This window comes from Bradyrhizobium sp. ARR65, assembly GCF_000472385.1.
Taxonomy (GTDB): domain Bacteria; phylum Pseudomonadota; class Alphaproteobacteria; order Rhizobiales; family Xanthobacteraceae; genus Bradyrhizobium.
On record NZ_AWZU01000012.1, the window covers coordinates 1 to 21,388 of the forward strand.

Here is a 21,388-nt window from a genome sequence, read left to right on the forward strand (position 1 = left end):
TGCACCAACCACTACTCTCATCGCATGGCCGGGCCTTGTCCCGGCCATCCACAAGCCTCCGGGTTTGAAGGCGTGGATGCCCGGGACAAGCCCGAGCATGACGGAAGAGAGAGCGTGACGTTCGCGCTATCCCTTCGCCACTCGCCGGCAATGCTCCCAGGCCGCAGCGATCAGATTCTCGCTCGCCTCGGGCGTCCGGAAGGCGGAATGGGCCGAGAGCGTCACGTTGGGCAATTCGGTCAGCGGGTGATCCGCCGGCAGCGGTTCGATGTTGAACACGTCGAGCCCCGCGTGGCGGATATGGCCCGACTTCAGCGCGTCGATCATTGCGGCCTCATCGACTAGCGCGCCGCGGGCGGTGTTGATGAGGATGACGCCCGGTCGCATCGCCGCGATGCGTTCGCGCGAGAGGAAGCCGCGGGTCTCGTCATTGAGCAAGAGATGCAGCGACACCACGTGGCTGTCAGCGAGCAGTTTCTCCAGCGAAACGAACTCGACGCCTGCATGGCTTCTCGGCGTGCGGTTCCAGGCGATCACGCGCATGCCGGAGCCGGACGCGATGCGCGCGACTTCCGCGGCGATGCCGCCAAAGCCGATCAGTCCCAGCGTCTTGCCGGTGAGCTGCATGCCGTCCTCGCGCAGCCATTGCCCTGCGCGCATCTCGCGGTCCATCAGCGCGATCACGCGGGCCGACGCCCACATCAAGGCGATAGTGCATTCGGCGACCGCGGTGTCGCCATAGCCCTTGATCAGATGCACCGATATACCGAGCTCGGCGAGCTCTTCCGGATTCATGTAGCTGCGCGCGCCGGTGCCGAGGAACACGACATGCTCCAGCCCGGTGCATTTCCTCGCGATCTCGGTCGGCAGCGGCGTGTGGTCGACGACGGCGATTTCGGCGCCATCAAGCACTTGCGGCCACTCGTCCGGTCTCAAATCGGGGTTGCGGTTGATCCGCACCTTGGGATCGCCGGACTGCTGCAGCCGCTCGAAGATGATGGCCAGCGATTCGTTGGCATCGACAAAGACTCCGCGCACGATGATTCTCCGCTGCTCGATGGTTGAGGTCAGGAGCCAACGCCGCTGAGCGCAAGCACCGTGTGCAGCAGCACATTGGCACCCGCGGCGCAATCGGCCTGCGTCGCGTCCTCCAGCTCATTGTGGCTGATGCCGTCCTTGCACGGCACGAACACCATGGCGGTCGGAATCCTGGTGTTGAGATTGCAGGCGTCGTGACCGGCACCCGAGGTGATACGGCGGTTGGAATAGCCGAGCGATTTGGCGGCATGCTCGACGGCATCGACGAGCCTCGCGTCGAAACGGGTCGGCGGCTTGCGCCAGATCAGCTCGAGGCCGACCTCGACCTTGCGCTTTTGGGCGATCTCGGCCGCAGCCGCACGAAAGTCGCGGTCGAGCGCGTTCATGATGGCATCATCCGAGCTGCGCAGATCGGCCGTGAAGGCGATCTCGCCCGGGATCACATTGCGCGAGGGGTTTGCGATCACCGCTTCCCCGATCGTGCCGACGGCGTTGGGCCCATGCTTTTTCGCGATGGCCTCCACGGCAAGCACGATTTCCGATAGCGTCGCGAGCGCATCACGGCGCAGTGGCATCGGTGTCGAGCCGGCATGGCTCTCGAAGCCGGTGATCTTGCCATCGTACCAGAGCACACCCTGGCCCGAATCGACCACGCCGATGGTCTTGTTCTCCGTTTCCAGGATCGGGCCCTGCTCGATATGCAGCTCGACGAAGCTGCCGAGCTTCTGGCCGCCGACCGGGAGGTCGCCGCGATAGCCGATGCGATCGAGCGCTTCTCCCACCGTGACGCCCTCGGCGTCCTTGCGCGACAGAATATCGTCGGTCGTGAAGTCGCCGACATAAGCGGCCGACGCCATCATGGCCGGCGCAAAGCGCGAGCCTTCCTCGTTGGTCCAGTTGACGATGCAGATCGGCGCGTCCGTCTCGATCCCGGCATCGTTGAGCGTGCGCACGACTTCGAGCGCCGCCAATGTGCCGAGAACGCCATCATATTTGCCTCCCGTAGGCTGGGTATCGAGATGCGAGCCGAGCCCGATCGGAAGTTTGCTCATGTCGCGGCCCTTGCGCAGCGCGAACATCGAGCCAAGCGCGTCGATCTTTACCTCAAGGCCGGCGGCCTCGCAGGCCTTGCGAAACCAGTCGCGCACCTGCTTGTCTTCGGCCGAGAGCGTCAAGCGCCGCACGCCGCCCTTGGGCGTGCCGCCGAACTTCGCGGTTTCGTGAATCGTTTCCCACAGGCGGGCGGAATCGATCTGCAGGTTGGTTGCGGCTCGGCTCATGCTGACTTCCTTTGAACGGCGTTGTTCAAGAGCATGATCCGAAAAGGTGGGAACCGGTTTTCCGAAAAGATCATGCTTAAAAAGAGAATCTTGAGTGCGATGGCGATCTCAACCAGATCGCCATCGCATAGAAGCGGTCACATGACTCGGGGCCAGGGCGGCATCAACCGACATGCCTGCATGCGCGATCTGGCCGGCGAGATCGGCCACGCGCTCGACCGCGACGACATCGGGGGAGGCGAGCCAGCTTGCAGTGAAGGTCAGGCGCTCCATCTCCAGATCGGTGTTGAGCAATTGCAGCCGTCCGTCGGCGAGCTCGCTCTCCACGATCGCCGCCGGAATCACGGCAATGCCGAGCCCCTCGATCGCCATGTGGATCACGGTCGACAGCGAGGTGCTGGCGTGCAGCCGGATCGGCGGCAGGTCGGGCCGGTTAAACACCGCGCGCACGGCCTCATAGGGCTGGGTCTTCCGCGGGAAGGTGATCAGCGGAAATCGCGCGAGTTCCGCCCGCGTGATCGGGCCGTCGCCGATCCCGAGCGAAGGGCTGGCAAGAAAGCTGATCGGGTAATCGCAGAGCACGCGATTGTGGACACCGGAGCCTGACAGGGGTCCCACCACGAAAGCCAGCTCAATCTCCTGGTTGAGCAGCCGTGCGCTTAAATTCGGCGTGATATCGACCTCGATTTCCAGGAGCAGGTTCGGGTAGGCGGTGTTGAGACTCTTGATCAGGCGGGGCAGCCAGGTGTGCACGATGGTTTCTGCGACACCGAGCCGGAGCACGCCGCGCATCGCGGTGCGCTCGCCGACCTCCGCCAGCATTTCCGAGCGCAGCCCGATCAGCTTTTCGGCGTAGACCATCATCTGCCGGCCGCTCGGGGTGGGTGAGGCGACGCGGTGGTCCCGGTTCAAGAGCTTCACCCCCATTTCGCGTTCGAGCTGGGCGATGCGTTGGGAAATTGCGGGCTGAGTCGTGTTGAGTCGCTGGGCGGCGCCGCGAAAACTGCCGAGTTTGACCACCCACAGAAACGTCTCGATCGACCTGAAATCCAGCATCGGAATCCGCCTAAGATGCTTGCCACGACTGATAAATTCGATTTATCGATCATGATCAAAAACGACGATTAGACTTTATAGCACGATTGGGATTGAGTGAGCATGTCGAGATATTAGGCAGGTCGCTCCGATGACTGTTTTTGCGGCAGGGCAGCAATTCCGCGGCGAGGAGAAGATTCTTCCAAGCGTCGAAGCACGACGCGCCTATCGCGCCGGCAAGGACGGCAGCACCGCCGGCGTTGCCAATGGCTATGTGCAGGGCAACCTGGCCATCCTGCCGGAAAAGTTCGCTTCCGCCTTTCATCGCTTCTGCCAGCTCAATCCGAAGCCGTGCCCGATCATCGGCATGTCGGATGTCGGCAATCCCCGCATTCCCGCGCTCGGCGCCGACCTGGACATCCGCACCGATGTGCCGCGCTATCGCGTCTGGCGCGACGGCGAGGTGGTCGAGGAGCCGACCGACATCACGGCGCATTGGCGCGACGACCTCGTCGCCTTCGTGCTCGGCTGCTCCTTCTCGTTTGAAGAGGCGCTGCTCGCGGAAGGGCTGCCGATCAAGCACATCGAGCGCGATGTGCGCGTGCCGATGTACCGCACCAACATCGCCTGCGCGTCCGCCGGGCCGTTCGCGGGCCCCATGGTGGTCTCGATGCGTCCGTTCAAGCCCGCGGATGCGATACGTGCGGTGCAGATCACCTCGCGCTTTCCGGCCGTGCACGGCGCGCCGGTTCACCTCGGCCATCCGCACCTGATCGGGATCAAGGATATTGCGAAACCCGATTACGGCGATCCGGTGCCGGTCGAAGCGGACGAGATTCCGGTGTTCTGGGCCTGCGGCGTCACGCCGCAAGCGGTGATCGCTGCGGCCAAGGTGCCGTTTGCTATCACGCACGCGCCGGGGCTCATGCTGGTGACGGACTTGCAGAACAGACATCTGGCCGTGCTCTAATGGGCAGGGGACTGCCGTTTCTTGAGGCTTTACGGCGGCCGCCAACCGTTACATTTAGCTGCCGCAAAAACCGGGGCATAAACAGGGGATGAAGTGATGAAGATCAGCCGCCGTAATCTGTTGCTTGGAGCCAGTGCAGCCGCCGCGCTCGGCCCGATCGCAGCCCGCGCAGAGGCTTCGGAAGTTGCGATCGGCGTGATCTATCCGTTGTCCGGCTCCAGCGCCCAGATCGGCGTGGACGCGCAGAAGGCCTTCGAGACCGCGGCCGACATCATCAACAAGGACTATGATTTCAAACTGCCGCTCGCCAAGGGCGAGGGATTGCCGGGCCTCGGCGGCGCCAAGGTCAAGCTGGTGTTCGCCGACCACCAGGCCGATCCGCAGAAGGGCCGCGCCGAAACCGAACGCCTGATCACACAGGAGAAGGTCTGCGCCATCGTCGGCACCTATCAGAGCGCGGTTGCGGTCACCGTCAGCCAGACCTGCGAGCGTTACCAGATTCCGTTCCTATCGGCCGACAATTCCTCGCCGAGCCTGCATCGCCGCGGCCTGAAATTCTATTTCCGTGCCTCGCCGCATGACGAGATGTTCTCGAAGGCGATGTTCGATTTCTTCGACGACCTGCGCAAGAACGGCCAGAAGATCGAGACGCTGGCGTTGTTCCACGAAGACACGATCTTCGGTACCGATTCCGCCAACGCGCAGACCAAGCTGGCGAGCGAACGCGGCTACAAGATCGTGGCCGACATCAAATATCGCGCCAATTCGCCGTCGCTGACCGCCGAGGTACAGCAGCTCAAGGCGGCCGACGCCGACGTACTGATGCCCTCGAGCTACACCACCGATGCCATCCTCCTGGTCAAGACCATGGCCGAACTCGGCTACAAGCCGAAGAACATCATGGCGCAGGATGCCGGCTTCTCCGAAAAGGCGCTATACGATGCCGTGGGCGACAAACTGGAAGGCGTCATCTCGCGCGGCAGTTTCTCGCTCGACCTCGCCGAGAAGCGGCCGATGGTCGGCCTGATCAACGAGATGTTCAAGGCGCGTTCCGGCAAGGACTTCAACGACTACACCTCGCGCCAGTTTATGGGCCTGATCCTGATGGCGGAGGCGATCAACCGCGCCAAGTCCACCGATGGCGACAAGATCCGGGAAGCGCTGGTGGCGACCGACATGCCGGGCGACGTCACCATCATGCCCTGGAAGCGGGTCAAATATGACGAGATGGGCCAGAACAACGATGCCGATCCGGTGCTGCTGCAGTATCTGGGCGGCAAGTTCGTGACCGTCGCGCCGGCGCAGGTGGCGGTGTCCGAGTCCGTCTGGCCGATGCCGGCGAAGTAAACAGCGAGCGAGGCAGGGGGCGTGACCGCCGAAACCATTATCCAAAGCCTCGCCAGCGGCCTGTTGATGGGCTTGCTCTACGGCCTGATTGCCGTAGGGCTCGCCCTCATCTTCGGCCTGATGGACGTGGTGAATTTCGCCCATGGCGAATTTCTGATGATCGCGATGTACGCGACCTTCTTCCTGTTTGCGTACTTCGCGCTCGATCCGCTGCTATCGGCGCCGCTGGTCGCAGCCGCGCTGTTCGTGTTCGGTGCGGTGATCTATCTGCTGATAGTGCGCTTTGCGGTGCGGGCGAAGGCCAATGCCGGCATGGTGCAGATCTTCTCGACCTTCGGTCTTGCGATCGTCATGCGCGGTCTGGCGCAGTTCTTCTTTACGCCGGACTATCGCAGCATCAATCACTCCTGGCTCGGCGGCAAGACCGTTTCGGTTGCGGGCATTTTCCTGCCCGAACCGCAGCTCGTGGGCGCGCTGGTGGCGATCGCGGCCTTTGTCGCGCTCTACTTCTTCATTCACCGCACCGATTTCGGCCGCGCGCTGGAAGCAACCCGTGAAGACGCGGGCGCCGTGGCGCTGGTTGGCATCGACAAGAACCGTGTGTTCGCGCTCGGTTGGGGACTTGGCGGTGCGCTGGTGGGACTCGCCGGCGCCATCATGGCGATATTCTTCTATATCTATCCCGATGTCGGCGCCTCCTTTGCGCTGATCGCCTACGTGACGGTGGCGCTCGGCGGTTTCGGCAGCGTGTTCGGCGCCTTCGCCGGCGGCATCCTCGTCGGCCTGGTCGAAGCGACCACCGCGTTGCTCCTGCCGCCCTCGCTGAAGTCGGTCGGCATCTACGCCGTCTACCTCCTTGTGGTCTTCATTCGGCCGCGCGGCCTGTTCGGGTCGATCTGATGGATAAGGATTTTGCCAGCCGTCGCCGCCGCGAGCTGATCGTCGCCGCCGTCTTGGCCCTGCTTGCTGCGCTGGCGCCATTGTTCGTGAAGGACGTCTACGTCCAGAACATCATGGTGCTGACCCTGATGTATGCGGCGCTGTCGCAAAGCTGGAACATCCTGTCGGGCTATTGCGGCCAGATCTCGCTCGGGCACGCGCTCTATTTCGGGCTTGGCGCCTACACCACGGCGCTGATGTTCATGAAGTTCGGCATCCTGCCGTGGTTCGGCATGCTGTCGGGCGGCGTATTGTCCGCGCTGATCGCAATGGCGCTTGGCTATCCCTGCTTCCGCCTGCGCGGGCATTATTTCGTCATCGCCACCATCGTGATCGCCGAGATCGCGCTGCTCTTGTTCCAGAACTGGGACTGGGCGGGCGCGGCGCTCGGCATCGACATTCCGATCCGCCGCGATAGCTGGCTCACCTTCCAGTTCACCCGCAGCAAGCTGCCTTATTTCTATTTCGCGCTGGTGCTCGCGGCCATCGCCTGGTTCGTGACCTGGTGGCTGGAGGATTCCAAATGGGGCTATTGGTGGCGCGCGGTGAAGGACAATCCGGAAGCCGCTGAAAGCCTTGGTGTCGTGGTGTTCAATTCCAAGATGGGCGCGGCTGCGGTCTCGGCATTCCTCACCGCAATCGGCGGCAGTTTCTATGCGCAGTTCGTGTCCTATATCGATCCGGAAAGCGTCATGGGCTTCCAGTTCTCGCTTCTCATGGCGCTGCCGGCCGTGCTCGGCGGCATCGGCACCCTCTGGGGGCCGCTGCTCGGGGCCGTGATCCTCATCCCGCTCACCGAACTTACGCGTTCCTATATCGGCGGGTCGGGGCGCGGCGTCGACCTCATCGTCTATGGCTCGCTGATCGTGGCGATCTCGCTGGCGCGGCCGCAAGGTCTGGTCAGCCTGTTCTCGCGAGCTAAGAAGGTGCCCGCGCGATGACGGCGCTGCTGGAGACTCGTAACATCACCCAGCGCTTCAGCGGGCTGGTGGCGAACAGCGATGTGTCCATTTCGGTCGGGCGCGGCGAGATCGTCGGCCTGATCGGTCCCAACGGCGCCGGCAAGTCGACGCTGTTCAACCTGATCGCCGGCGTGTTCCGGCCGACTGAAGGCTCGATCTGGTTCGACGGCGAGGATGTCACCGCGCTCCCCGCAGCCGAGCGCTGCCAGCGCGGTGTGGGGCGCACCTTCCAGGTGGTCAAGAGTTTCGAGACCATGAGCGTGATCGACAATGTCATTGTCGGTGCGCTGGTGCGCACCACCGTGATGCGCGAGGCGCGGCGCAAGGCGTATGAGGTGTTGGAGTTCGCGGGCCTCGCCGCCCGCGCCCACGTGCTCGCCTCCGATCTGGTGCCGGCGGAAAAGCGCAGGCTGGAGGTCGCGCGTGCACTCGCCACCCAGCCGAAGCTGCTGCTGCTCGACGAAGTCTTGACCGGGCTCACGCCCACGGAGGCGCAGACCGGCGTGGAGCTGGTGCGGCGCGTGCGCGATACCGGCATCACCGTCTTAATGGTGGAGCACGTCATGGAAATCGTGATGCCGCTGGTCGACCGCGCCATCGTGCTCGATCTCGGCAAGGTGCTGGTCCAAGGCAAGCCTGCCGACGTCGTTCGCGATCCCAAAGTCATCACCGCCTATCTCGGGGACCGTCATGCTGTCGGTGCGTGAAGTCACCACCGCTTATCAGGGGCTGGTTGCCATCTCTTCCGTCAGCATCGAGGTGGAGCAGGGCGAGATCGTTTGCGTGGCGGGTGCGAACGGCGCCGGCAAGTCGACCTTGCTCAAGTCGATCGCTGGCGCCGAGCGCCCGCGCTCCGGCAGCGTCAGCTTCGACGGCAACCGGATCGATGGGCTGGCGCAGCATCTGATCACCGCGCGCGGCATCGCCTATGTGCCGGAAAACCGCCGGCTGTTTCCGCGCCTCTCGGTGCGCGACAATCTGCGGCTCGGCAGCTATCTCTATCGCTCCCAAAGCGATCGCGAGGGGCCGCTGGATCTGGTGTTCAAGCTGTTTCCGCGGCTGTCCGAGCGGCTGGAGCAGCGGGCTGAGACGCTCTCCGGTGGCGAGCAGCAGATGCTGGCGATCGGGCGCGCGCTGATGACGCGGCCGCGGCTGCTGATGCTGGACGAGCCCTCTCAGGGCATCATGCCGAAACTGGTCGATGAGATCTTTGCCGCAGTGAAACGCATCCGCGACGCCGGCATGACCGTGCTGATCGTCGAGCAGCGCATGGCCGAGTGTCTCGAAATCGCCGACCGCGCCTACATCCTGCAGACTGGCCGCGTGCTGATGGATGGTCCCGCTGCCGAGATCAAGGTGAACCCGGACGTGCGCAAGGCGTATTTGGGATTGTGACGCGCTTGTCCTGCCGGCGGCCGTGACATGCGCAGCTATGACGACGCTTGAGGCGACGTCACCGCCAGTCGTCGTCGAACAGTTTGCGAAACTCGCCCCACGCCTCGTCGTGCAGTTCGAAGCCGATACCCGGCGCCTGCGGGAGGTCGACGCAGCCGTCGACGATCTCGCGATCGCGGTCGTAGCTGTTCATCGCATCGACGGCGAGATGCGACGAGCCGCGGAACCCACCACCGGTTTGCCCGCGCGCACAACGTCGGTAACCACCGCAACCAGGCTGGTGGTGAGACCACCTGACGGAATCGCGGGATCGGCGTAGCGGGACAGCGCGATCGTGCGCTCCCGGATATCAACGATACGCATGGATTGGTCTCCAGGACATCGCACCGGCGCGTACGGGAAAGGCGGCGTGTCGCAGGTCTAGTTCAGACGTCGCCAGACCGAGATAGGCGTGTTTCCGTCCGGCCGGGCAGGCACGCGATAACTCAGCTCGTCGCCTTTCAACTCATAGTGCCGGGTCTGCGTGTTGCCTTCCCAGTTGGGAAAGGATGCGGCGTCGATCTTGAACGTGAGCGCGCCGCCCGCCGCATCGAGGGCGATGGTGCCGTAATGCGTGCTGGAGCCGAGGACGGCGGCCTTGTACTCGGCATCTGTGCCCGCGAGCTTGTCGCCTGCGGCGAAGCGCGGCCGTTCTGATTTGAAGATCTGCAGCGAGTAGTGGCCGGCTGCATCGATCAGCAGCAGTCCTTTCGGCGCGGCACCGTAATCGCGCGTTCGCGTTCCGTCGGCGTGCAGGACGTCCGCGGCAAGCAGGGTCCAGGTCCCCGCGAGCGGAAAGGCGGCCGGAGGCGAATCCGCGCGCAATGCGGATGAGGCGGGGGCCGTGATCAGCAGGACCATGCTGATGACGCCGGCCTGCAGGGTGGTTGTGAATTTCATGACGTGGACGCTCCCGAAGCGGACGATTTGGCGGAGAAACTCGGTGCGCCGGAACATAGGCCTGTGAATACATAAGAAAATACGATAATTCTGATATCTAAAATTCAAGAAACCGAACAATGCTTCGTATCAATCTGGACATGGATGTGCTGCGAACGCTGGTGACCGCCCAGGAACTCGGCAGCTTCAACCGGGCGGCCGATCATATCGGCCGTTCCCAATCAGCGGTTAGTCAGCAGATCCGCAAGATCGAGGAGCAGGTCGGCGAGCCGCTGTTTCACAAGCAGGGACGTCGGCTGGTGTTGACCGACGCGGGAGAGGTCGTGCTCGCCTATGCGCGGCGCATCCTCGATCTCAACGATGAAGCCGTTGCCGCCATTCGCGGGCGCGCGATCGACGGGCAGGTGCGTTTCGGCCTGCCTGCCGATTTTGCGGAGACGTGGCTGCCGATGGCGCTGGGGCGCTTCAAGCGCGCACATCCCGCGGTGCGGATCGAGGCGGTCGTGGATCGCAATCGCCGGCTGCTGGAGCGCCTGGACAATGGCGAGTTGGATCTGGTGCTCGCGATCGGCAACGGCACGCGCAGCGATGCGCACGTATTGGCGCCGCTGCCGTTGGCGTGGATCGGTCCGGCGGTATCTAAACCGGTCTGGGTGCGGGGCGAGCCGATTCCGCTTGCGATGTATGAGCCGCCTTGCTTCTTCCGCCAGCGCGCGCTGGCCGCGCTCGATAAGGCTGCTCTGCCCTGGCGCATTGCGTTCACGAGCCCAAGCCTGCATGGCCTCTGGGCCGCGGTCGAAGCCGGGCTCGGCATTACGCTGCGAACCGCCGTCGGGCTTCCCGCGTCACTGAACGTGCTCACCGCCGATTTGCCGGCAGTTGCAGAGCCTGCGCTCCCGGTCTGCCTTCACGACGGCGGTCGCGCGCTTGATCCCACATTGACGTCGCTCAGGTCCGTCATTGTCGAGACGATGGCGGGGAAGCTGCGATCGTGACGCGGCAATGGGATTGCGTTTGCTTATCGTATCGTAGGGTCGGCAAAGCGACCTGTCCGCCGTAGCTCGAAGAGCAAAGGCGGAAGCGTGCCCACCACTTACCTGACGTCTTGGTGGGCACGGCGCATGCGCGCCTTTGTCCACCCTACAAGTTAGCTATCGTAGATGGGTGGAGCGAAGCGATATCCATCGTTTTGCTCACCTTTCGGGGTGATGGCTTTGGCTGCGCTCTACCCATCCCACGGTTCAGTGCCCGTGCTCGGGCAGCTTTAACCCGAACGTCTTGACGAGATCCGCAATCTGCTCCGGCGACAAATAGCGCGGGTTCAGCCCCCGCAACAGCAGATGGAGTTTTGCGGTCTCTTCCAGCTCCTCGGTGGCAAATACCGCCGATTCCAGCGTATCGCCCGCGACCACCGGGCCGTGATTGGCGAGCAGCACTGAGGAATATTGTCCCGCGAGACCCTTGATCGCATCGGCCACCGCCGGATCGCCGGGCCGGTAATAGGGCACGAGCGCGGTCGCCCCGCAGCGCATCAGGTAATAGGCTGTCATGGGCGGCAGCGCGGCGCGCGGATCGATGTCAGGCAGCATCGAGAGCGCCACCGAATGGGTCGAGTGCAGATGCACCACGGCCCGCGCCGCGCCGCGGGTCTGATACAGCGCGCTGTGCAGCGGCACTTCCTTGGTCGGCGCATCGCCCGAGAGCAACTTTCCGCTCGCATCGAGCCGCGACAGCTTGGCCGGATCGAGAAAACCGAGTGAGGCATTGGTCGGCGTCACCAGATAGCCGCCATCGTCCAGCTTCACGCTGATATTACCGGAGGAACCTGGCGTCAGCCCGCGCTCGAACAGCGAGCGTCCGAAACGGCAGATGTCCTCGCGGATCTTTGTTTCGCTTTTTGTTTCGCTCATGGCGGCCATCCCTATTCCGCCTTGTCTCACGCTTTGGCAGCACGGCCAAGCCGTGATAGGCAGAGAGAAAGCTCAATAAAACGGAAACGCGAAGGAAAGTTGCCGCATGCCGCAAGCTGACAAACCGAAAATGGCCGTGATCGGGCTCGGCTCGATGGGGTTCGGCATGGCGACCTCGCTCAAGCGGGCCGGCTTCGAGGTTACCGGCTGCGATGTCGCGGCCGAAAGCGTGGCGCGGTTCGTCAAGGAGGGCGGAAAGGGGGCCAAGACACCGGCCGAGGCCGCCAAGACCGCGGATATCGTGGTGAGCGTGGTCGTCAATGCGGCGCAGACCGAAACCATTCTGTTCGGCGAAAGCGGCGTCGCCGAAACCTTGGCCAAGGATGCCGTGTTCATCTCCTCCGCCACGATGGATCCCGACATAGCGCGGCGGCTCGCCAGGCAATTGGAGGCAACGGGGCGGCATTATCTCGATGCGCCGATTTCGGGCGGCGCGCAGCGTGCCGCCCAGGGCGAACTCACCGTGCTGGCCTCCGGCAGTCCCGCCGCCTTCGCCAAGGCCCGACCCGCGCTGGATGCGATGGCGGCAAAGGTCTACGAGCTCGGCGATGCGGCCGGCCAGGGCGCCGCCTTCAAGATGATCAACCAGCTGCTGGCCGGCGTGCATATTGCGGCGGCCTCCGAGGCGATGGCCTTTGCCGCCAAGCAGGGCCTCGACATCCGCAAGGTCTACGAGGTGATCACGGCCTCTGCTGGCAATTCCTGGATGTTCGAGAACAGGATGCCGCATGTGCTGGACGGCGATTACACGCCGCGCAGCGCTGTTGAGATCTTTGTCAAGGACCTCGGCATCATCCAGGACATGGCGCGCTCGGCGCGCTTTCCGGTGCCCGTCGCGGCCGCCGCGCTGCAGATGTTCCTGATGACATCGGCGTCCGGTATGGGCCGCGACGATGACGCGTCGGTGGCCCGGATGTATGCGAAGATCAGCGGCGCCAAATTGCCCGGTGAGGCGGGCTAGCGAGAAGAGAAGAGGACAGCACATGCCCCGTTTCGCCGCCAATCTCACGATGATGTTCAACGAAGTGCCGTTTCTCGATCGTTTCGAGGCGGCGGCCCAATGCGGCTTCACCGCGGTGGAATTCCTGTTTCCGTACGAATATCCCGCCGAGGACGTCGGCGAGCGGTTGCGCCGCAACGGCCTGACCCAGGCGTTGTTCAACCTGCCGCCCGGCAATTGGGATGCTGGCGAAAAGGGCTTTGCGGCGCTGCCCGACCGTTTCGCCGACCTGCAGCAGAGCCTTCAGATGGCGCTGCCTTACGTCAAAGCGACTGGTGTCAAGCGACTGCATCTGATGGCTGGGATCGCCGATCGCAAGGATGCGAATGCAGTCGCGGCGTTCCGCAGATCGGTCATTTGGGCTGCGGAGTTTTTCCAGCCGCATGGGCTGGATGTGGTGATCGAGCCGATCAACCCGCGCAATGTGCCCGGCTACTTCCTCAACGACTTCGCCTTCGCCCGCGACCTGATCGGCGAGCTCGCCATCCCCAACCTGAAGCTCCAGTTCGACATCTATCACTGCCAGATCATTCACGGCGATGTCACCATGCGGCTGCGCGAGATGATGCCGATTATCGGTCACATCCAGATCGCCAGCATCCCCTCCCGCCACGAGCCCGACGGCGAGGAGTTGAACTATCCCTTCCTGTTCGCGGAACTCGACCGGCTCGGCTACGCCGGCTTTGTCGGCTGCGAATATAATCCGCGCGGCAAGACCACCGATGGTCTCGCCTGGTTCAAGCCCTATGCTGGAGTAAAGCCGTGACGTTAAAGCTCGGCTGTATCGCCGACGACTATACCGGCGCATCCGATCTCGCCAATACGCTGACGCGCGCGGGCCTGCGCACGGTGCAGACCATCGGCGTGCCCGCCGGCGATCTCGCGTTGCCGGAGATCGATGCGGTGGTGGTGTCGCTGAAAAGCCGCTCCATCGAGGCCTCCCTTGCGGTCGCCCGCTCGCGCGAGGCGGAAAAATGGCTGCGCGGGCGCGGCGCCCGCCACGTGTTGTTCAAGATCTGCTCGACCTTCGATTCCACCGACAAGGGCAATATCGGCCCTGTGATGGATGCGCTGCGCGACGATTGCGGCGAGAAGCTCGTCCTGGTGACGCCCGCTTTTCCCGAAACCGGCCGCACCGTCTACCAGGGCAACCTGTTCGTGGGATCGGTGCCGCTGAACGAGAGCCCGCTCAAGGATCATCCGCTCAACCCGATGCATGATTCCAACCTGGTGCGGGTGCTGGCTCGCCAGAGCAAGACCAGGATCGGGCTGATCGAACTCGCCACCGTGACGCGCGGGGCGGAGGCGGTGCACGCGCGCGTTGCCGCGCTTGCGGCGGACGGATTTGGAGCCGCGATCATCGATGCGGTGTTTGACCGCGATCTCGAGACCATCGGCACCGTCGCCCTCGACCATCGGCTGTCGGTCGGTGCCTCCGGTATCGGACTAGGTCTGGCGCGGGCGCTGGTTGCCGCAACCGGGCGGCAAAATGCCTCACATGCCGACGCCATGGCGCCGGTCGGCGGGCCGGCGGCGTGTCTTGCCGGCAGTTGCTCGCAGGCAACGCTCGGTCAGATCGCCAGGGCTGAAGCGATCATGCCGGTGCTGCATCTCGATCCCGAGCAGGCGATGAAAGGCAAGGGCGAGGCCCGGCGCGCGCTGGCCTGGGCCGGCGAGCGTCTCGGCAAAGGCCCGTTCCTCATCGCGAGTAGCGCAACGCCTGATCGAGTAGCCGCGGTGCAGGCACGTTACGGTCGCGATGCCGCGGGCCACGCTATCGAGGAAGCCATGGCGGACATCGCCGAAGGGCTGGTGCAAGCCGGCGTTCGTCGCCTGGTGGTCGCTGGCGGCGAAACATCGGGTGCCGTGGTCGACCGCTTGCGTATACCAGGCTTCCTCGTCGGCGACGAGATTGCCGCCGGTGTGCCTGTTTTGCGCGCAGTCGGCACCAAGGAAGGCGCCATGCTGCTTGCCTTGAAGTCAGGCAATTTCGGCGGCCCTGAATTTTTCGCCGACGCGCTTAGGCTCATGCGCTAAGCGCACGGGAATTTAGTCCTTAATTCATTTCTTTAGCTTTTCAGTAGTCATACGGAGCACGCCGTTTACGCAAAGTGAAGGGCGCCTCGGCTCTGTTGGGCAGGCATTTGCCGAGTCTGCCGTTTTTAAGCATCACCATTGGCCGCGCAGCGCGGTCAAAAAACGAGAGAATTAGATCATGCTCGCCAAGTACTCGATCCGCGCGAAGATCATTGCGGTCGTCGCGTTCCTGCTCGTCGCGATGACCGGCATGGGACTGCTTGCGGTCCAAAGCATGAGGTCGATCAATGCCAACACCGTCGATATCACGACCAGCTGGCTGCCGAGCGTGCGCGCTCTTGGCGAGCTGCGCGCCGGCGTCATCAACTACCGCAACGTGATGCGCGAGCATCTGCTGGCTGAGACGGTTGAGGAGAAGGACGCGGTCGAAAAGTGGCTCGCCGACATTCTCGAGAACAACACCAAGATCCGGCAGACCTACGAACCCCTGATCACCTCGCCCGAAGAACGGGCGCTGTACAATGAATGGGCGCAGAGCTGGGATAGCTACAAAAAAGGGGCTGCGGAGGTCAGGGCGCTGTCCCGCAAGGAAGCGGGCCGCGTGCCGCATGAGGCGCATGAGCTGAACGCCAAGACGATAAACAAGATCAGTGTCGATGCCGACAGCCTCCTGAAAAAGGACATCGATCTCAACAACACCGGCGCCGACAAGGCGGCTGCCGATGCGGCGTCGAATTACGCCTCGGCCTTTGCCATGCTGGCCGCAATCCTCTGCGCTGCAGTTGTCCTTGGCGTCGCCATCAGCGTCTATCTGATCCGCGACGTCTCCAGCGGCATCGCCTCGATCGTCACGCCGATGCAGGCGCTCGGCAACGGCGACCTCTCGGTCGAGATTCCGCACCGTGGCGAGAAGACCGAGATCGGGCAGATGGCCGATGTATTGCAGGTCTTCAAGGAAGCCCTGATCGCCAAGAAAGCCGCCGACGAGGCCGCCGCCCGCGATGCGGAAGCCAAGATCGAGCGCGGACGCCGCGTCGACAACATCACCCGCGAGTTCGAGGCGATGATCGGCGAGATCGTCAACACCGTGTCCTCGGCGTCCTCTCAGCTTGAGTCGTCCGCCGGCAAGCTCTCGGCCACCGCCGAGCGCTCGCAGCAGCTCGCCGCCGCCGTTGCCTCCGCTTCGGAGGAAGCTTCCACCAACGTCCAGTCGGTGGCCTCCGCGACCGAAGAAATGGCGTCCTCCGTCACCGAGATCAGCCGCCAGGTGCAGGAATCGGCCCGCATGGCCGGCGATGCCGTCGGCCAGGCCCGCACCACCACCGAGCGCGTCAGTGAGCTCTCCAAGGCAGCGACCCGTATCGGCGACGTCCTCGAGCTGATCAACACCATTGCCGGCCAGACCAACCTATTGGCGCTCAATGCCACGATCGAGGCTGCCCGCGCCGGCGAGGCCGGTCGCGGCTTCGCGGTCGTCGCCTCCGAGGTCAAGGCGCTCGCCGAGCAGACTGCGAAAGCCACCGGCGAGATCGGTCAGCAGATCTCGGGCATCCAGGCGGCCACGCAGGAATCGGTGAACGCGATCAAGGAAATCTCGGGTACAATCGAAAAGCTGTCCGAAATCTCCTCGACCATCGCGGCGGCCGTGGAAGAGCAGGGCGCGGCCACGCAGGAGATCGCCCGCAACGTACAGCAGGCCGCGCAGGGGACGCAGCAGGTCTCGTCGAACATCGCCGATGTCGAGCGCGGGGCGAGCGAGACCGGATCGGCCTCCTCGCAAGTGCTCTCGGCCGCCCAAATGCTGTCTGGCGATTCCGGCCGGCTGAAGAACGAGGTCTCGAAGTTCCTGACCTCGGTGCGGGCGGCCTGAGCAAACCGCCGGAGCAATTTGGCCGGGCCCGTCGTGATACGGGCCCGTTTCCTTTTGGCCGGTCGTCAAGGCGCCTCCGCCAGATATCGCGGAAGCGAATGCGGCCATTACGCGCAGGCCTTAGCTAACCGGTCGCGGTTGAGGTAAATCAATCCCCTGCGGTTCGGGGGCGCAGGTTCCGCGCGGTCCCGCCTCACCTGGAAAGCGCCTATCCTATGATCGCAATCGTCCGCATCGCCCTGAGCCGGCCATACACTTTCGTCGTGCTCGCGTTGCTGCTCCTGATCATCGGGCCGCTCGCGGCGCTGCGCACGCCGACCGACATTTTTCCCGACATCCGCATCCCCGTGATCGGCGTGGTCTGGCAGTACACCGGCCTGCCGCCGGACCAGATGGCCGGCCGCATCACCACCCCGTTCCAGCGGGCGCTGACGACCACGGTCAACGACATCGAGCATATCGTCGCCAATTCCTATAACGGCTTTGGCATCATCAAGATCTTCTTCCAGCCGAACGTCGACATCCGCACCGCCAACGCGCAGGTCACCGCGATCTCGCAGACGCTTCTGAAGCAGATGCCACCGGGCGCCACCCCGCCCTTGATCCTGAACTACAGCGCCTCCACCGTTCCGATCATCCAGGTGGCGCTGTCCGGCGATGGCCTGACCGAACAGAACCTCGCCGATATCGGCATCAACCAGCTCCGTACGCCGCTGGTCACGGTGCCCGGCGCCGCCATTCCCTATCCGTTCGGCGGCAAGCAGCGCCAGGTGCAGATCGACCTCAACCCGACGGCGCTGCAAGCCCGCGGCCTCTCCGGCCAGGACGTCGCCAATGCGCTCGCTGCCCAAAACCTGATTACCCCGGTCGGCACGCAGAAGATCGGCGGGTTCGAATACAATATCCAGCTCAACAACTCGCCTTTGAAGATGGAGGAGCTCGGGGACCTGCCGATCAAAGCGGTCAACGGCGCCATGGTCTATGTGCGCGATGTCGCGAGCGTCCGTGACGGCAATCCGCCCCAGACCAACATCGTCCACGTCAACGGCAACCGCTCCGTGCTGATGATGGTGCTGAAGGCCGGCTACACCTCGACGCTGGATATCATCGCCGGCATCAAGCAGAAGGTGATCGACGTCCGCGATCAACTGCCCGATGCGCTCAAGATCGGCTTCATCGGCGACCAGTCGGTGTTCGTGCGCAGCGCGGTCACGGGCGTCGGCTTTGAAGGCGTGATCGCGGCGCTCTTGACCAGCGTGATGATCCTGTTGTTCCTGGGAAGCTGGCGCTCGACCATCATCATCGCCGTGTCGATCCCGCTCTCGGTGCTCGGCGCGATCATCATGCTGTCGGCGATCGGCGAGACGCTGAACATCATGACGCTGGGCGGCCTGGCGCTCGCCGTTGGCATCCTCGTCGACGACGCCACCGTCACCATCGAGAACATCAACTGGCACCTGGAACAGGGCAAGGACGTCGAGCCAGCGATCATGGACGGCGCCCGCCAGATCGTGACGCCGGCCTTCGTCTCGCTGCTCTGCATCTGCATCGTGTTCGTGCCGATGTTCTTCCTGACCGGCGTCGCCCGCTTCCTGTTCGTGCCGATGGCTGAAGCTGTGATGTTCGCGATGATGTGGTCGTTCATCCTGTCGCGCACGCTGGTGCCGACCATGGCGAAGTATCTCTTGCACAAGCATGAGCATCACGACGGCACGCCGGAACCTTCGCGCAACCCGCTGGTGCTGTTCCAGCGCGGCTTCGAAGCGCGCTTCGAGCGCATCCGCATGGGCTATCGTGGCCTGTTGACGCTCGCCATGCAGCACCGGCCGATCTTCCTCGTCGGCTTCCTGGGCTTCGTCGGGCTGTCGTTCCTGCTGACGCCGTATCTCGGCCGCAACTTCTTTCCGGCCGTCGACTCCGGCTCGATCCTCATGCATGTCCGCACCCAGATCGGCACCCGCATCGAGGAAAGCGCCGGCCAGTTCGCGGATGTGCAGAAGGCGATCCGCAAGATCATTCCGCCGAGCGAGATCGAAACGCTGGCCGATAATATCGGCATGCCGATCTCGGGCATCAACATGACCTACAACAACACCGGCGTGATCGGTCCGCAGGACGGCGACATCCAGATCAAGCTGAAAGAGGGACACCGGCCGACTGAAGAATATGTCCGGGTCATGCGCGAGCAGTTGCCGCGCCAGTTTCCGGGCATGACGTTCGCGTTTCTTCCCGCCGATATCGTCAGCCAGATCCTCAATTTCGGCGCGCCGGCGCCGATCGATCTGCAGATCCGCGGCGCCAACCTCGATGCCAACTTCGCCTATGCCAACAAGCTGCTCAGCCGCATCCGACATATCCCCGGCATTGCGGACGCGCGCATCCAGCAGTCGCCTGATAATCCGACCTTCAACATCGACGTCGACCGCACCCGAGCGCAATATGTCGGCCTCACCGAGCGCGACGTCACCAACAGCCTCGTGGTCAATCTTGCCGGCTCCTCGCAGGTCGCGCCGACCTATTATCTCAACCCCGACAACGGCGTGTCCTATTCCATCGTGATGCAGACGCCGCAATTCCAGATCGACTCGCTGAGTGCGCTCGAGACCCTGCCGATCACGGCGGCCTCGACTTCGACGCCGCCGATCCTCGGCGGCATCGCCGATATCAAGCGCTCGACCTCGAGCGCGGTGGTCTCGCAATACGACATCCAGCCGATGGTGCAGATCTTCGCGACATCGCAGGGGCGCGACCTCGGCGCGATCGCCGCCGACGTGCAGGCCGTGATCGCCGACACCGCCAAGGAGGTGCCGAAGGGGTCTTCCGTGGTGCTGCTCGGCCAGGTGCAGACTATGAATAGCGCCTTTGCCGGGCTGTTGTTCGGGTTGCTCGCCGCCGTCGTGCTGATCTACTTGCTGATCGTCGTGAACTTCCAGTCCTGGTCTGATCCCTTCGTGATCATCACCGCGCTGCCGTCGGCGCTCGCCGGCATCGTCTGGATGCTGTTCACGTCCAACACCACGCTGTCCGTGCCGGCGCTGACCGGTGCCATCATGTGCATGGGCGTCGCCACCGCCAACAGCGTCCTGGTGATCAGCTTTGCGCGTGAGCGGTACGAGGAGCTTGGCGATCCCATCCAGGCTGCGATCGAGGCCGGCTTCGTGCGCTTCCGTCCCGTCTTGATGACGGCGCTCGCCATGATCATCGGAATGACGCCGATGGCGCTGAGTTTGGGCGAGGGCGGCGAGCAGAACGCCCCGCTCGGGCGGGCGGTCATCGGTGGGCTGATCTTCGCCACCATGGCAACGCTGATGTTTGTTCCCGTGGTCTTTAGTATGGTACACAAGAAACAAGGCGCCAACGCCGCCGCCGCATTGGAGACGCTGCATGCCCACTGAACAGACCACGCCGGTGTCTCGCCGGAAGTTGGGCATTTTTGCAGGTCTCGCCGGCATCGCCGCTGTTCTGGTGGTGGTGACCGGCATCAGGGCGCGTGAAGACAGCGCCGCAAAACTGCGTGAATGGACCGACGATCAGGCCATTCCAACCGTCGCCGTGGTGCAGCCGGATGCAAAGGCCCTGAGCGCGACGATCGACCTCCCGGGGCGGCTGGAAGCCTATTCCCGCGCTCCCATCTTCGCCCGCGTCAGCGGCTACCTGAAAGGCTGGAGCGCCGACATCGGCGCCAAGGTAAAGGCGGGGCAAGTGATTGCCGAGATCGAGGCGCCCGACCTCGATCAGCAGTTGTTGCAGGCGCGCGCCGATCTCGCCAGCCAAGAGGCCAGCGCGAAATTGTCGGAGGCGACGCTGAACCGCCGCAAGACGCTGATCGCCTCGAACTTCGTCTCGATGCAGGAGATCGACGAGCGCACCGCCGACCTCTCCAACAAGCTCGCCGCAGTCAAGGCTGCCCAGGCCAATGTCGAGCGGCTGGAAGTGCTGGCCGGCTACAAGAAGATCACCGCACCTTTTGACGGCATCGTTACTGCGCGCGACACCGACGTCGGCGCGCTGATCAATGCCGGCGGCGGCGGAGGCCTGCCGATGTTCGTGATATCAGACGTTTCCAGGCTCAGGCTTTATGTGAACGTGCCGCAGAACTACGTGCCGGCGATCAAGATCGGCGCGAAAGCCGTGGTGACCGTGCCGGAATATCCGAACCGGACCTTCCCGGCGACCGTCGAGGCGTCCGCGCAGTCCGTCGATGTCAATTCCGGCACCACGCGGATGCAGCTCGGCATCGACAATGCGAACGGCGAATTGATGCCGGGCGGGTATGCCAGCGTCAGGCTGAGCCTGCAGCGCGACAGCGTGCCCCTGCACATTCCGGCGAGCGCATTGATATTCGACCAGAAGGGCTTGCGCGTGGCCACCGTCGGCGTTGGCGACAAGGTGCGGTTCAAGACTGTGACCATCGCGCGCGACCTCGGCCGCGAGATCGAGATCGGCTCGGGCCTGTCGACGGAAGATCGCGTCATCGTCGCCCCGCCCGACGGCGTCGCCGAAGGCGACCAGGTCCACATCGCCGGCGCCGCGGCGCCCAACGCCAAGCCCGCGAAGGTGTCCGAACGGCAGGATGTGAAGGGGTAGGGTCCTTCACCTCGCCCCG

At 63.8% G+C, this 21,388-nt stretch carries 20 protein-coding genes; 13 read left to right on the forward strand and 7 right to left on the reverse strand.

Annotation, left to right across the window (positions count from 1 at the left end):
- Positions 1 to 126 precede the first annotated feature (126 nt).
- The 3 genes from F758_RS0115410 to F758_RS0115420 form a co-directional block, all read right to left on the reverse strand.
- Positions 127 to 1,038 carry an NAD(P)-dependent oxidoreductase gene (locus F758_RS0115410; RefSeq protein WP_024508691.1) on the reverse strand — a complete coding sequence of 304 codons (912 nt, stop codon included), beginning with the start codon at positions 1,036 to 1,038 and terminating at the stop codon, positions 127 to 129.
- Between the two features lie 29 nt (positions 1,039 to 1,067).
- On the reverse strand, positions 1,068 to 2,318 hold the full coding sequence (locus F758_RS0115415) for a Zn-dependent hydrolase (protein WP_024508692.1): 1,251 nt from the start codon (positions 2,316 to 2,318) through the stop codon (positions 1,068 to 1,070).
- A 108-nt stretch (positions 2,319 to 2,426) separates the two neighbouring features.
- Positions 2,427 to 3,374 (reverse strand): LysR family transcriptional regulator, encoded by a 948-nt coding sequence (locus tag F758_RS0115420; protein WP_024508693.1) that lies wholly within the window; start codon positions 3,372 to 3,374, stop codon positions 2,427 to 2,429.
- 130 nt (positions 3,375 to 3,504) lie between these two features.
- Here F758_RS0115420 and F758_RS0115425 point away from each other — a divergent pair, with 130 nt between their 5' ends.
- The 6 genes from F758_RS0115425 to F758_RS0115450 all read left to right on the forward strand — a co-directional run bounded on the left by F758_RS0115425 (position 3,505) and on the right by F758_RS0115450 (position 8,966).
- Entirely contained in the window at positions 3,505 to 4,323 is an 819-nt protein-coding gene (locus tag F758_RS0115425; protein WP_024508694.1) for a putative hydro-lyase, read from the forward strand.
- A gap of 96 nt (positions 4,324 to 4,419) precedes the next feature.
- Entirely contained in the window at positions 4,420 to 5,670 is a 1,251-nt protein-coding gene (locus tag F758_RS0115430) for an ABC transporter substrate-binding protein (protein WP_024508695.1), read from the forward strand.
- A gap of 21 nt (positions 5,671 to 5,691) precedes the next feature.
- The gene (locus tag F758_RS0115435; RefSeq protein WP_024508696.1) at positions 5,692 to 6,570 is read left to right on the forward strand and encodes a branched-chain amino acid ABC transporter permease; all 879 of its coding nucleotides are present in this window, start codon (positions 5,692 to 5,694) and stop codon (positions 6,568 to 6,570) included.
- Entirely contained in the window at positions 6,570 to 7,550 is a 981-nt protein-coding gene (locus tag F758_RS0115440) for a branched-chain amino acid ABC transporter permease (protein WP_024508697.1), read from the forward strand. The genes F758_RS0115435 and F758_RS0115440 overlap by 1 nt, the downstream gene beginning before the upstream one ends.
- On the forward strand, positions 7,547 to 8,278 hold the full coding sequence (locus F758_RS0115445; protein ID WP_024508698.1) for an ABC transporter ATP-binding protein: 732 nt from the start codon (positions 7,547 to 7,549) through the stop codon (positions 8,276 to 8,278). The genes F758_RS0115440 and F758_RS0115445 overlap by 4 nt, the downstream gene beginning before the upstream one ends.
- Positions 8,262 to 8,966, forward strand: coding sequence for an ABC transporter ATP-binding protein (locus F758_RS0115450; protein WP_024508699.1), 705 nt, complete (start codon positions 8,262 to 8,264; stop codon positions 8,964 to 8,966). Before F758_RS0115445 ends, F758_RS0115450 begins: the two co-directional genes overlap by 17 nt.
- Before the next feature lie 58 nt (positions 8,967 to 9,024).
- Here the strand turns inward: F758_RS0115450 and F758_RS52790 are convergent, their stop codons facing one another.
- Genes F758_RS52790 through F758_RS0115465 form a run of 3 tightly spaced genes read right to left on the reverse strand, consistent with a single transcriptional unit; the run spans position 9,025 to position 9,866 of the window.
- Positions 9,025 to 9,159 carry a hypothetical protein gene (locus tag F758_RS52790; protein WP_283805862.1) on the reverse strand — a complete coding sequence of 45 codons (135 nt, stop codon included), beginning with the start codon at positions 9,157 to 9,159 and terminating at the stop codon, positions 9,025 to 9,027.
- Complete coding sequence (locus F758_RS49600) at positions 9,156 to 9,329, reverse strand: hypothetical protein (RefSeq protein ID WP_198026502.1); 174 nt, start codon at positions 9,327 to 9,329, stop codon at positions 9,156 to 9,158. Before F758_RS49600 ends, F758_RS52790 begins: the two co-directional genes overlap by 4 nt.
- Before the next feature lie 57 nt (positions 9,330 to 9,386).
- Positions 9,387 to 9,866, reverse strand: a complete 480-nt coding sequence (locus tag F758_RS0115465) for a lipocalin-like domain-containing protein (RefSeq protein ID WP_157450034.1) — start codon at positions 9,864 to 9,866, stop codon at positions 9,387 to 9,389.
- A gap of 158 nt (positions 9,867 to 10,024) precedes the next feature.
- Here F758_RS0115465 and F758_RS0115470 point away from each other — a divergent pair, with 158 nt between their 5' ends.
- Complete coding sequence (locus F758_RS0115470; protein WP_024508701.1) at positions 10,025 to 10,900, forward strand: LysR substrate-binding domain-containing protein; 876 nt, start codon at positions 10,025 to 10,027, stop codon at positions 10,898 to 10,900.
- A 246-nt stretch (positions 10,901 to 11,146) separates the two neighbouring features.
- Here the strand turns inward: F758_RS0115470 and otnC are convergent, their stop codons facing one another.
- Positions 11,147 to 11,824 (reverse strand): 3-oxo-tetronate 4-phosphate decarboxylase, encoded by a 678-nt coding sequence (gene otnC, locus F758_RS0115475; protein WP_024508702.1) that lies wholly within the window; start codon positions 11,822 to 11,824, stop codon positions 11,147 to 11,149.
- A 97-nt stretch (positions 11,825 to 11,921) separates the two neighbouring features.
- Here otnC and ltnD point away from each other — a divergent pair, with 97 nt between their 5' ends.
- The 6 genes from ltnD (at position 11,922) to F758_RS0115505 (ending at position 21,369) form a co-directional block, all read left to right on the forward strand.
- A complete protein-coding gene (gene ltnD, locus F758_RS0115480; RefSeq protein ID WP_024508703.1) occupies positions 11,922 to 12,836 on the forward strand; it encodes an L-threonate dehydrogenase in 915 nt (304 codons plus the stop codon).
- 22 nt (positions 12,837 to 12,858) lie between these two features.
- Positions 12,859 to 13,641 carry a 2-oxo-tetronate isomerase gene (otnI, locus tag F758_RS0115485; protein ID WP_024508704.1) on the forward strand — a complete coding sequence of 261 codons (783 nt, stop codon included), beginning with the start codon at positions 12,859 to 12,861 and terminating at the stop codon, positions 13,639 to 13,641.
- Positions 13,638 to 14,912 (forward strand): 3-oxo-tetronate kinase, encoded by a 1,275-nt coding sequence (otnK, locus tag F758_RS0115490; protein WP_024508705.1) that lies wholly within the window; start codon positions 13,638 to 13,640, stop codon positions 14,910 to 14,912. The genes otnI and otnK overlap by 4 nt, the downstream gene beginning before the upstream one ends.
- A gap of 178 nt (positions 14,913 to 15,090) precedes the next feature.
- Entirely contained in the window at positions 15,091 to 16,782 is a 1,692-nt protein-coding gene (locus F758_RS0115495) for a methyl-accepting chemotaxis protein (protein ID WP_024508706.1), read from the forward strand.
- 215 nt (positions 16,783 to 16,997) lie between these two features.
- Positions 16,998 to 20,177: an efflux RND transporter permease subunit gene (locus F758_RS0115500; RefSeq protein ID WP_024508707.1), complete on the forward strand. Its 3,180-nt coding sequence runs from the start codon at positions 16,998 to 17,000 to the stop codon at positions 20,175 to 20,177.
- A complete protein-coding gene (locus F758_RS0115505) occupies positions 20,167 to 21,369 on the forward strand; it encodes an efflux RND transporter periplasmic adaptor subunit (protein ID WP_024508708.1) in 1,203 nt (400 codons plus the stop codon). Before F758_RS0115500 ends, F758_RS0115505 begins: the two co-directional genes overlap by 11 nt.
- Positions 21,370 to 21,388: the final 19 nt, after the last annotated feature.